Raw genomic sequence first — 11,957 nt, forward strand, 5'->3', positions numbered from 1 at the left:
CTAAGCTATGTTTTAGTTTTTAATATAACTTAACTAGTATAGCCGATATTAATTAATAGTACATAGTATAAATATAACCTTTAGGTCAAGAGCACTCTTTAAACTCAAAATATTCTCTATAAAATCAAATCAATAGTGAACTACTATTGGACTTTGTGATAAAGAGTAGAGTGTAAAAGGTCATAGACTAAATACTTGCATACGTGAATCTATTGACAGCACTGTTTAGTTAAACTTTAGTACAGTTGAACCTTACCCATTTTGCCTTGTCCCTGCTCAGTCAGATATTGCATAACAGGCGTACTTAATAGCTTGGATTCAGCAACCTTACGTGCTTGTATCATTCTTTGCTCACGTCGACGCTCTGGCGTCTTGTCTTCTGCCTGCATGATACTACTATCAATCTGCAAGCTGATGTCTGCATTGACAAATTGTGCTCGTAAGGTAGCAGCGAGCTGTTGAAAGGTCGTCTGCAAGTGATTGCTATCAACACCTGTGACAAAAACTGCTTTGCCATCACACTCGCCCGTCATCACCCCTTGGCGTGCGAGAGCCAACTCGTCTTGTGCCAGACTACTAGACTCACGCGCAGTCTGTAGCCAGTAGTCCCATTTATCTACAGTCCATTCTCCAGTCAGCTCTTGCGGTGCACAGCGCAATAATGTACGCGGATCGTCGTCTTGTAAGACTAACTGAGAATCATTCTGCGCCGGCTCAGCAATCGGCTCAGCAATCGGCTCAGCAATCGGCTCAGCAATCGGCTCAGCAATCGGCTCAGCAATCGGCTCAGCAATCGGCTCAGCAATCGGCTCAGCAATCGGCTCAGCAATCGGCTCAGCAATCGGCTCAGCAATCGGCTCAGCAATCGGCTCAGCAATCGGCTCAGCAATCGGCTCAGCAATCGGCTCAGCAATCGGCTCAGCAATCGGCTCAGCAATCGGCTCTGGTTCTGGTTCTGGTTCTGGTTCTGGTTCTGGTTCTGGTTCTGGTTCTGGTTCTGGTTCTGGTTCTGGTTCTGGTTCTGGTTCTGGTTCTGGTATGTGTACACCATTCTCTATTGCATTATCAAGCGAATTGTACGCATAACTTTCATCAGCACTATTTGGGTTGTCAACACTATAACCGGTAGCGGTTTGCATCTCTAACAAACTGTATTTAGATACGACTGGTTCGTTATTTGCAATCAGGTCTAAAGCTGATCGCTCATAGCTTTGTAACGACTCATTAGAAATATCACTATTGTCTTGACTACTATCATAAGATTGTAATTCATGCGATGACGAAACGTGTCCACTAGGCGGAGTAACCCCTTTGTTATGCTCTAAGGCTGGCGCTAGTATTTGATCAACGGGCAAAGGACGAAACGCCAGCAGACGTAAAATGCACATCTCAAGCGCTTGCATTGGCGTACTAGCCAGCTTAATACCCTCGCGCGCTTGTACGACAATCTCGTAGTATAGTTGCAAGACATCAGGGCTGATATGTTGAGCTAAGGTATTAATATCTTGTGCTTGCGCCTCATTCACATTGAGTGCCACGTCAGGCAATAACTGAGTCAATGCCAGCTGATGTAAAAGCTCAGTAAGCCCATCGAACATACTCGTCGCATCAACCATTTGCGCGCGCATCTGCTCAATATGTCCAGCGATAGCAGACTTATTATGGTTGTAGATATCAGTGATTAAGCGCACCAAGTCAGCAGCATCTATAAGTCCTAGCATCGCATTGACGGTGGCATCATCAAGACCGCCTTGACCAAAAGCAATGGCCTGATCGGTCAATGACAAAGCATCACGTACCGAGCCTTTAGCGGCACTCGCTAACTGCCATAGCGCAGGCTGCGTATAGCTGACTTGCTCTTGTGTCAACACATTAGCTAGATGCTCGCTAAGTAGCGTCTGTGGCAATGGGCGCAGTACAAACTGCAAGCAGCGTGAGATAATAGTAATCGGTAGTTTCTGTGGATCAGTCGTCGCTAGCAAGAATTTGACATGCTCGGGCGGCTCTTCTAAAGTTTTGAGTAATGCATTAAAGCTATGCGTCGATAGCATGTGCACCTCATCGATAAGGTACACTTTGTAGCGACCTTGGCTTGGCGCATACGGCACATTATCAAGGAGCTCGCGGGTGTCTTCAACCTTGGTACGGGAGGCCGCGTCAATCTCAATTAAGTCAATAAAACGTCCTTGATCGATTGCCACACAATTATCACACACCCCGCAAGGCGTACTAGTGATGCCGGTATCACAGTTCAAGCACTTAGATAAAATACGGGCAATCGTCGTCTTACCCACACCGCGAGTACCCGTAAATAGATACGCATGATGTAGACGGTTATAATCAATCGCATTAATCAATGCTTGCGAGACATGCGTCTGCCCAATTAACTCATGAAAGTTTTTGGGTCGGTATTTGCGTGCTAAGACTTGATATTGTTGTGCCATAACTATCCAGTATTCAATAAAATTATCAAGCAATTCATAGAATCAGTATAGCAAAAAGCCAGCTTATTAGACTGGCTTTTTGCTTAATTTGTAAGACGTATTGCGCATATCGGCTAATAACTATTGTAGCTAAATCATCTTTAAAGACGATAATTGAACTTTCATTTACTTAATTACTAGTCGGCTTTTGGGCGCATATGCGGGAACAAAATCACATCGCGTATACTGGCTGAGTCCGTAAACAGCATGACCAAGCGATCAATACCAATACCCTCACCTGCCGTTGGCGGCAAGCCGTACGATAGTGCTTCGATATACGCTTCATCAAAGTGCATCGCTTCATTATCGCCTGCATCCTTTTCAGCGACTTGACCGCGAAAACGCTCAGCTTGATCGGCAGGATCATTCAATTCGCTAAAACCATTCGCCAATTCGCGGCCACCGATGAACAACTCAAAGCGATCGGTAATCTTAGGATTATCATCGTTACGGCGCGCCAGCGGTGAAGTCTCAGCAGGATATTCAGTGATGAATGTCGGCTGACGAAGCTTATGTTCAGCCGTCTCTTCAAATACAATGGTCATCAGTTTGCCGACGCCAAAGACGTCATTCACTGGCTGTTTAAGAGTATTGGCGACATAATCCGCTAGATAATCGCGATCATCAATACGCGACATATCAAAGCCTTGGGCATATTGCGCAATAGCATCCGACATTGATAGACGCGCAAATGGCGCTTTTAGGCTAATCGCCTCATCTTGATAAGTGATCTCAGTGCTACCCAAAATATCCATTGCCAATTGATTGAATAGACGCTCAGTCAAGTTCATCAAGTCATGATAATCTGCGTACGCTTGATAAAACTCAATCATGGTAAATTCAGGGTTATGACGCGTTGATACGCCTTCATTACGAAAACTTCGATTGATCTCAAAGACCTTTTCAAATCCGCCCACAACTAAGCGTTTCAAATAAAGCTCTGGTGCAATACGCAAAAACAATGGCATATCAAGCGCATTATGATGCGTCTCAAAAGGACGTGCGACCGCGCCGCCTGGTATTGGGTGCATCATCGGCGTCTCAACTTCCATAAAACGCTCACCCAGCATAAACTTACGAATACCGCTAATCACCTGACTACGAATCATAAAGGTATCGCGCGTGGTCTCATTAGTCATAAGATCCAAATGACGATTACGATAGCGAGCTTCGACGTCTGCTAAACCATGGAACTTATTAGGCATAGGTCGCAGTGCTTTCGTTAACAATTCAAAATTCTCTATATGGACATATAAGTCGCCTTTACCTGAGCGCCCGATATAGCCTGACACGCCAACGATATCACCCAAATCTAGTGACTTAATGCTAGCCAGCGTTTCTGCGTCTAGCTCTTTGCGTGCGACATAAAGCTGAATACGGCCACTCATGTCTTGAATGACGATAAACGAGCCACGGTTGAGCATGACGCGCCCTGCCACATTGACTTGAGTCTTTTCGCCGTTTGTAGCCTTCTCTTCGATTTCTTGCTTATCAATACCATCAAAAGCGGTTTGCAGATCTGCTGCGTAATCAGTGCGCTTGAACTGATTGGGATAAGGCTGCTTACCAGATGCGGTAATATCATCGAGCTTAGCTTGTAGTTGTGCAATAAGCTCATTGGCTTCTTCTAACGTTGGTGCTTGTTCTTCTTGATTGTTATTATTGGGCTTTGACATAAAATTCTCAGAATTTAGTTATGGTTTTAAATTAAATAACACTAATAGATTTAATTGACAGCTACTCACCGCCAATACTTGCCATTAGATCAGCCTGATGCTCGCGTAACAAGGCATTGAGCAACTCATCCAAATCGCCTTCCATGATCGAATCAAGCTTATACAGCGTTAAGTTAATACGGTGATCGGTCATGCGCCCTTGCGGGAAATTGTAAGTACGAATACGCTCACTACGGTCACCACTACCGACAAGATCTCGACGAATCTCATCAGCCACGTCAACTTGGGCTTGCACTTTGGCTTGCTGAATTCTGGAAATGAGCATTTTCATCGCATGCGCGCGGTTTTTGTGTTGGCTACGCTCTTGTTGACACTCAACCACCGTACCTGTTGGTATATGGGTTAGGCGCACCGCGGAGTCAGTAGTATTGACATGCTGACCCCCTGCGCCACTTGAGCGAAAGGTATCCATTTTTAGATCTGCTGGATTGATATCGACAGTATCATCAATCTCAACTTCAGGCATGACGGCGACTGTGCAGGCTGAGGTGTGTACGCGACCTTGGCTTTCAGTTTCAGGCACTCGCTGGACACGATGGACACCCGACTCAAATTTTAGGCGACCATAGACACTATTGCCTGAAACACGACTAATAATCTCTTTATAGCCACCATGCTCGCCCTCATTGGCGGATAACACATCTAGCGTCCAGCCTTGAGCTTGTGCGTACTTTTGATACATGCGGAACAGATCACCTGAGAATATCGCAGCTTCATCGCCGCCAGTACCTGCACGTATCTCTAAGAACGCAGGCACTTTGTCATTGGGATCTTTTGGCAGCATCATGACATTGAGCGCTTCTTCCATATCGATGATGTCATTACGAGCAGTATCAATCTCATCTTGCATCATCTCTTTCATATCAGGATCGCTCGCATCCTCTAACATCGTCTCGGCGTCAGCTTGATCCGTTTCGGCGCGGCCATAGTTTTGCCACAACGTTGTGATATCCATCAAATCGCTATGTTCGACGGAGAGCTCACGAAATTTATTATTATCACTGATGATATCTGGATCAGATAACAGCGCGGTGACCTCTTCATAACGGTCTACCATTTGGTCTAAACGCAGGCGCAGGGATTCTTTCATAACAGGGTAGTCATCTAAAAAAGTAAAATAAGAGAGCGATTATAGCAAATTTTTGCCCTCACATTAAAACCACTGCGTAATAATTCATGACAGAGCAATTCATAAGAGGGCTTGGAGGCTTGCTGATCAAAAATCCTTACGCTCATATTGATATTAAATTTGGAGCAAAAAAATAGCCAAGATTGCTCTTAGCTATTTGAAAAATCCATCAAATATTGATTACGTTTTAGACCTTACGTACCAGCACCGATCCAATAGAGTAGCCAGCACCAAAGGAGCAAATCACGCCCAAATCGCCAGATTTTAAATCATCTTTGTGTCGATGAAAAACAATCATAGGACTCGCTGAACTGGTATTGGCAAATTCAGCGATGACGCTCGGTACAATCGCTTTGTCAGCCTCTTTACCGATGACAGTACGCAGGATAAGATCTAGCATATTGGCGTTGGCTTGGTGTAACCACATCATCTTGACATCGCTTGCCTGCATATCGTTCTCATGCAAGTGCTCTGTGATAATTTCAGAGACTTTTGGACAGACTTCGCGGAACACCTTGCGGCCATTTTGTAAAAACAGCTTATCGGTTACGGGCGCTTTGATATCAGGATACATCTGAGTTTCAGCTGCTAGATATTCAGAGCGATCCATGAAGCCATATTCGTTTTTGATGTTGGTTGAGAACTGAGTAAATAGCTTACTACTTAATATCTCGTAGCCTTTTGGCGCATCTAGCTTCTCGACGATAGATGCGGTTGCGACATCACCAAAGATAAAGTGGCTATCGCGGTTACGCCAATTCAAATGCGCTGAAGTAATCTCGACATTGACAACAGCAACACGGCGGGCTAAGCCTGAAACGATAGAGCCATAAGCTTGCGAGAGACCAAAAGTTGCAGCACTACAAGCTACATTCATGTCATAAGCGAAACCGCCGACCATACCGATGGCCTCTTGAATCTCAATAGCAATGGCAGGATAAGTGCGCTGAAAGTTTGAGCAGGCAAGGATAATGCCGTCCAGATCTTTGGCCTCAAGTCCTGCGTCTTTTAGCGCATCATTAAGTGCCGCAACGCCCATCTCTGCCATAATAGATAGCTCATCGCCAAGATTACGATAAGCGATAACAGGTGCCATGATCTCAGGGTTTAAAATGCCGTCTTTTTCCATCACATAACGGGATTTGATACCAGAGACTTTTTCAATAAAGGCGGCTGACGAAGGTTCAAGCGCTGTTAGCGTATCCGCTTCTATTTCATCCGCATGCTCGTTGTTATAGTTCTCAACATATTGGTTAAATGACGCAACTAACTCTTCGTTACTGATACTAAAGGGCGGAATGTATAGGCCTGTGCCTGTGATACAAGTCGTCATAATAAGCTTCCTTGTCTACTGCGGTTGTGCTTAGTGGTAAGCGATAAAATAAAAAGTCACGATCATATCACTCAGCTTAATTTAGCAATACGCCTAATATTCAGTGAATGACTGTAAACTTAAACCTATTGTCTTATTATGCCTGAATAATATAATTTTTCTAATACTTTGTTACAAATAATCATTTCACGATAAAAACGGGTTTGCGTTTATCATTAGTCTTCACCTACAGTTAAACTATACTCTAGGGTATAATCAAATCGTTTGCCGTATACCATATGACTGTAAGTACCTGACTTTAGTAAATAATAAGACCTACAATAACGAGAGACTAATGACTGAGATTTTTACTGGGCTGTTCGGTCAATATGCTGACTACTCTACTCTATTTATCGTGCTTGAGTTGATCGCTGTTGTATTCGGCGTGGCAAGCGTACTACTGGCGCGCAAACTGAGCGTCCTAGTATTCCCTATTGGATTGGTCAGTACCGCAATCTTTGTTTATCTATTGTGGCAATGGCAGCTGTTCGGCGATATGTTTATCAACGCTTACTATACGGTGATGGGGTTATACGGCTGGTTTAATTGGACCAAGAATAAGCAAAACGCTCAAGGCGCAACGCCCGACGATGAGATCAGAATTGAGCATATTGAGGCCAGTGATATACCGACGCTTGCCTTACTAGGCTCTGCTACTGTCGCCTTCGTGGCACTTATCTACTATTTTCGTCCTGTTATTAGCAATGATTTTAGCTTCGATGGCGTGATATTGGGCGCGCATTTATTTACTTGGGTCGATTATACCGATATGCTAACCACGGCGCTGTTTTTGATGGCGATGTGGCTCATGGCCAGTCGCAAAATTGAGCATTGGCTACTGTGGATAGTAGCCGATGCGATCTCCGTACCGCTTTACTTTTATAAAGGTCTTACCTTTACCTCGCTACAGTATGTAGTGTTCACCCTTATCGCAATTTGGGCCTACTATGAATGGCAACGACGCTACCGTATGCAGCAGCAATTTGATCCAGCAGTCGCCTGAATCTGTTTTTAAAGTGGCTGTCTTGGGCGCTGAGAGTACGGGCAAGACGACATTGTGCCGAGATTTGGCCGCGCACTTTAAAAGTCTCTGGGTACCTGAGTATATGCGGGAATTTTTGCAAGATAAATGGGATGGCAAAAAACTCACTTGCATATGGGACGATCTATTGCCTATCGCCAAAGGTCAAGTAACACTAGAAAACCAGCTAACGTCTCAAGCTCTGCGAACCGCAAAAAATAAGGGGCAGTCTCAAACCTACTTATTCTGTGACACAAGCCTGTTTGAGCTCATGGTATATGCCAACTGGTACTACGATGATTGCCCGCCAGCATTAATGCATGCAGCTGTAGATCATCATTATGACTTGATACTACTTACGAATACAGATATCCCTTGGGTCGCTGATGATTTACGTGATAGCCCCTATATGCGTCAGGAAATAAGGGCTTACTTTAAAAAGCATTTGAACCAGCACAATAAAAAATACAAGCAAATCGGCGGTGATAGACAAGAGCGCGTAGAACAAGTGGTTGATTGGATCACTAAATAGCGTATCCATTACACTAATAAATAAACCTGGTGCAAACCATTAGCAAACTAACATTTAACCCATAAAATTTTAGGACTATTTATGACTTCTTTATACAAATTACCTTTGTTAATAGCCGCCCCTATTTTAGGTATGGCTCTAATTTCTTGTCAATCTAACTCACCTACCACTACTGTAGGAGCTTCTGCTACTAGCCCAGACTCAATGCGCAACACGTCTAATACATCAAGTAGCCTTGATATCAATAACGTCAATAGCACCAACAATAACAACGTTAGTTCAAACAATAGCTCAGATGATAATCTAGACGATAGTAGCGATTCAAAAGCCCCTTGGAACAACCCCGCTATTGATATCAGCGCAACAGATGCTATCTACTACCAAGAGTGGATGAAGTCGGACAACAAATCTGTGTGTCCTATTTTAGCACTACCAAAACAAGCCTCATCGCATTTGGCTCGCAACAGCGTGCGCCGTGCTCGTTTCTCAGGGGGTTGGGGCGTCGCTTATGACTTGCCTAACAGCCGTAGCATGTACGGCGTTGCTAACACCGGTATCATAAACTCAGATGAGGCCGCTTACGATTGGCCATACAACATCTACTACACAGATGGTAGCAAAGTGGGCTATGGTCATGAGGGTGGTAACCCTACAGCGTCTTGGCTCGCTTATGTCGTAACGCCAAATAACTGTATGTATAACGTCTGGAGCGCGCAAGGCAAAACTCATTTAGAGCAGATGATTGCAGATTTACGTATGGTAAAAGCCACTTAGTTCATCTGTTATCTGACAATCTCACTCACTAACGCTGTAGCCCAGTCATGGCAACTGTCCTCGCAGCGCGGACACAGCTGATCTTTTTTGCTAATGTAATCCACGTAACCGCAGTGCATACAAGCATAGTAGATGTCTGGCTTAACTTGCTCAGTTGCCTGATATTGTTTTGGAAATAGCGGTAGACCGTATTCTGTATCCTCTGGTGCATTTAGTAAGACACTAAATGTACCATCGGTCTCAAGCAGACCGGTACGCACTTGACCCAAATGCTCAACACCTTGCTGCCGCATCTCGGCAAAGAACTCATCATGTGACATTTTACCTTTTTTAACCTTATCAAGGACTAGCATACCGTCCTCTACAATGTATATCGCACGCCCTTCTAGTAAGTATTCCAACGGCTGATATTTCATCATCGCCCAAGTACACAAACGATAAAGCAAAATAACGACACTCATAATGATGAGCGCTTGTATAATTGGCAGATCCTCTGTGAACATGGGATCGCCTGCGATAGAGCCTAATGATAATAAGATAGTCAGCTCAAAAATAGACAACTGCCGAACGCCACGCTTGCCTGTGAATCGCAAAAATAAAATAATGAGTACAAACATTAATGTCGCACGTATTAGAATCTCCACACCAAATAACCAAGTGGTGTCATAAATAAATATTTTTGCCCAATCCATGTTAATAACTCTCTTTATGATGACAGCGATCAATAGCGGCAGAACTATACTACATTTCACTTACCTCATACGCTTTTATACCAGTTAGTAAGGATTTATTTGAAAGTCACGTTATATACGATTGCAGCTTTGCTAGCTTTTGCCGCAAACTCTTTACTTTGCCGGCTGGCCCTATCTGAGGGCTATATTGATCCTTGGAGCTTTACCATTATTCGCCTGCTTAGCGGCGCTATTTGCTTAATCCTGATTATGATCGTACATGCGAGGCGATTAAATCGCTCTGATGCAGCGCAAGCAGCTTTAGTACTAAGGGATAAAGGCAGTTGGTTGAGTAGTTTAAGCTTAGTTGTCTATGCGCTGTGTTTTTCATTGGCTTATGTTGAGCTTGATACGGGTACTGGCGCGATGATTCTATTCGCCGCTGTTCAGTTTACGATGATAGGTTGGGGTATTTATAAAAAGGAGCGCTTAAGTACCGTCCAGTGGATCGCTTTGGCTGTTGCCTTTGTGGGATTTGTCTACTTGATGTTGCCTTCAGCTGCTGTGCCCTCATTATATGGCGCAGTGATTATGATGCTAAGCGGTATAGCATGGGGCGTTTATAGCATAAGGGGCAAAGCCTGTGTCTCGCCACTACGAGCAACGGGATTTAACTTTGTACGTAGCTTAATCGTCCTACCTATATTGCTACTCGTCGCAATACCTTATCTAGCAGACTTAACTCTCAAAGGACTGATGTTGGCTGGTATATCGGGCGCTGTGACCTCTGGAATGGGTTACTGTCTGTGGTACGTAGCATTACCCTTACTTAAAAGCACTCAGGCTGCTGTGGTTCAGTTTTGTGTACCTATTCTTGCAGCAATAGCAGGGGTTGTGTTCTTATCTGAGCAATTAACTTTGTCATTTATGCTTTCAAGCGTCGTTATACTGATATCTGTACTAGTGTTTGTTCTGACCAAAGATATTTCCAAAACTTCGTCTTGACATGCCCAACGACTACGTTCAAAACTAGTATTTGGCGATACCATATTGTCTTTCTCATCTACCAACAAAATTGAAGACATCATGAAAAAACTACTAATTATATCCCCTTTTTCAGTCTTGTTAGCCGCTTGTGCCACTAGTGCACCAACGCCGTCAACGTCAACGTCAACGTCAACTGCTCAGCCTGTGGTTCAGTCGTTTATTTGTCAAGACGATAGCGCTATCGTTGCGACTTATTCAGCTGATGGTCAAATGGCTGACTTAACTATTACTTTGCCTAAAGTTGGCTTGAACAATGCGGCGGTTAGAACAGAGCGAGCCGTATCAGGTTCTAGCGCGCGTTACGTCAACGATGTCAACCCAGCCACCACCTACGAGTGGCAGACCAGAGCAGATTACGGCATCATGACCATCAAATCAAACAACGGTCAACAGTATCAAGTCAACTGCCAACTATAATAAGAATGAATAGACTTAACCGCTAATAACGATCTGTAAGTAAAAAGCCCATACTCGTTATGGGTTTTTTTTGTGTAAAACCTGACTTTATAGCGAACTATATTTATGATTACAGTGCTTTACGCCCTACAAATTCAATGACAGCGCTCATTCCACATCCACCTATCCTTGATGCCTCATCATTAAATCACCTAAATATGTAAAATTGAGTATTAGTAGAAAGTTCACTTGTATATTCAATTAATTGCATATATTATATTCAATAATTAGCAAACATTACAATTAGCTTGTTCGAACAGTACATGAGTGATAATAAGGAGCTTACAGTGATTCATTTAAGCTATATCTTTAAATGCTTGGCGCTAAGTATTACTTTTTTTGCAGTGTTTTATTTTGCGGTTTTGCTCGTTGAGCCAAGCTTTGATAAGTACACACTCACTCTAGGTATCAGTACTTTACTGTTCCCTATCGTCAAATGCGCTATTGATGTCGTCAGAGACGCTGTAGCGCCAAATTACATCATGTTCAACGGACCGCTACCATCACTACTTATCAATATTACTATCTGGCTACTTACCCCATTTCTTATCGTAATATCACTCGTCGCTTTCTTGTTCTATAGCATGGGAGTACTCAAGCAAAACATCAGTAGCTGAATGGTTTGAGCTTAAATTATGAGAATCTAAGGCAGTTTTATAATTGAATCTCTATCAGACAGACCAATCTTTGCAATTAAAGTAGAACATTGAAATAAAAACAACCCCAGAATTTTGAT

11 protein-coding genes are annotated in these 11,957 nt (G+C 43.6%); 6 read left to right on the forward strand and 5 right to left on the reverse strand.

The features are described 5' to 3' along the window. Positions 1 to 236: 236 nt before the first annotated feature. The 4 genes from dnaX to ACR64G_RS06375 all read right to left on the reverse strand — a co-directional run bounded on the left by dnaX (position 237) and on the right by ACR64G_RS06375 (position 6,681). Positions 237 to 2,444 (reverse strand): DNA polymerase III subunit gamma/tau, encoded by a 2,208-nt coding sequence (gene dnaX, locus ACR64G_RS06360; protein ID WP_435978484.1) that lies wholly within the window; start codon positions 2,442 to 2,444, stop codon positions 237 to 239. Positions 2,445 to 2,620: 176 nt separating this feature from the next. After that, positions 2,621 to 4,159, reverse strand: coding sequence for a lysine--tRNA ligase (gene lysS, locus ACR64G_RS06365; protein WP_435978485.1), 1,539 nt, complete (start codon positions 4,157 to 4,159; stop codon positions 2,621 to 2,623). Between the two features lie 61 nt (positions 4,160 to 4,220). Next, positions 4,221 to 5,309 carry a peptide chain release factor 1 gene (gene prfA / locus ACR64G_RS06370; protein WP_435978486.1) on the reverse strand — a complete coding sequence of 363 codons (1,089 nt, stop codon included), beginning with the start codon at positions 5,307 to 5,309 and terminating at the stop codon, positions 4,221 to 4,223. 226 nt (positions 5,310 to 5,535) lie between these two features. Then, positions 5,536 to 6,681: a beta-ketoacyl-ACP synthase III gene (locus ACR64G_RS06375; RefSeq protein WP_435978487.1), complete on the reverse strand. Its 1,146-nt coding sequence runs from the start codon at positions 6,679 to 6,681 to the stop codon at positions 5,536 to 5,538. Between the two features lie 334 nt (positions 6,682 to 7,015). On the opposite strand from ACR64G_RS06375, the gene pnuC reads away from it, so the two are divergent. From pnuC to ACR64G_RS06390, 3 genes are all read left to right on the forward strand, one after another. Beyond that, positions 7,016 to 7,723, forward strand: coding sequence for a nicotinamide riboside transporter PnuC (pnuC, locus tag ACR64G_RS06380; protein ID WP_435978488.1), 708 nt, complete (start codon positions 7,016 to 7,018; stop codon positions 7,721 to 7,723). Then, complete coding sequence (locus ACR64G_RS06385; protein WP_435978489.1) at positions 7,668 to 8,273, forward strand: AAA family ATPase; 606 nt, start codon at positions 7,668 to 7,670, stop codon at positions 8,271 to 8,273. The genes pnuC and ACR64G_RS06385 overlap by 56 nt, the downstream gene beginning before the upstream one ends. An 81-nt stretch (positions 8,274 to 8,354) precedes the next feature. Further along, positions 8,355 to 9,047: a hypothetical protein gene (locus ACR64G_RS06390; protein ID WP_435978490.1), complete on the forward strand. Its 693-nt coding sequence runs from the start codon at positions 8,355 to 8,357 to the stop codon at positions 9,045 to 9,047. Positions 9,048 to 9,055: 8 nt separating this feature from the next. Here ACR64G_RS06390 and ACR64G_RS06395 read toward each other — a convergent pair whose 3' ends face one another. Next, positions 9,056 to 9,739, reverse strand: a complete 684-nt coding sequence (locus ACR64G_RS06395; protein ID WP_435978491.1) for a DUF421 domain-containing protein — start codon at positions 9,737 to 9,739, stop codon at positions 9,056 to 9,058. Between the two features lie 99 nt (positions 9,740 to 9,838). Here ACR64G_RS06395 and ACR64G_RS06400 point away from each other — a divergent pair, with 99 nt between their 5' ends. From ACR64G_RS06400 to ACR64G_RS06410, 3 genes are all read left to right on the forward strand, one after another. After that, entirely contained in the window at positions 9,839 to 10,723 is an 885-nt protein-coding gene (locus ACR64G_RS06400) for a DMT family transporter (RefSeq protein WP_435978492.1), read from the forward strand. Positions 10,724 to 10,804: 81 nt separating this feature from the next. After that, positions 10,805 to 11,182: an MliC family protein gene (locus tag ACR64G_RS06405; RefSeq protein ID WP_435978493.1), complete on the forward strand. Its 378-nt coding sequence runs from the start codon at positions 10,805 to 10,807 to the stop codon at positions 11,180 to 11,182. A gap of 302 nt (positions 11,183 to 11,484) precedes the next feature. Then, complete coding sequence (locus ACR64G_RS06410) at positions 11,485 to 11,838, forward strand: hypothetical protein (protein ID WP_435978494.1); 354 nt, start codon at positions 11,485 to 11,487, stop codon at positions 11,836 to 11,838. Positions 11,839 to 11,957: the final 119 nt, after the last annotated feature.

Origin of the sequence: Psychrobacter sp. DM4, assembly GCF_051307035.1 — a bacterium.
In the GTDB taxonomy this organism is placed as follows: Bacteria; Pseudomonadota; Gammaproteobacteria; order Pseudomonadales; family Moraxellaceae; genus Psychrobacter.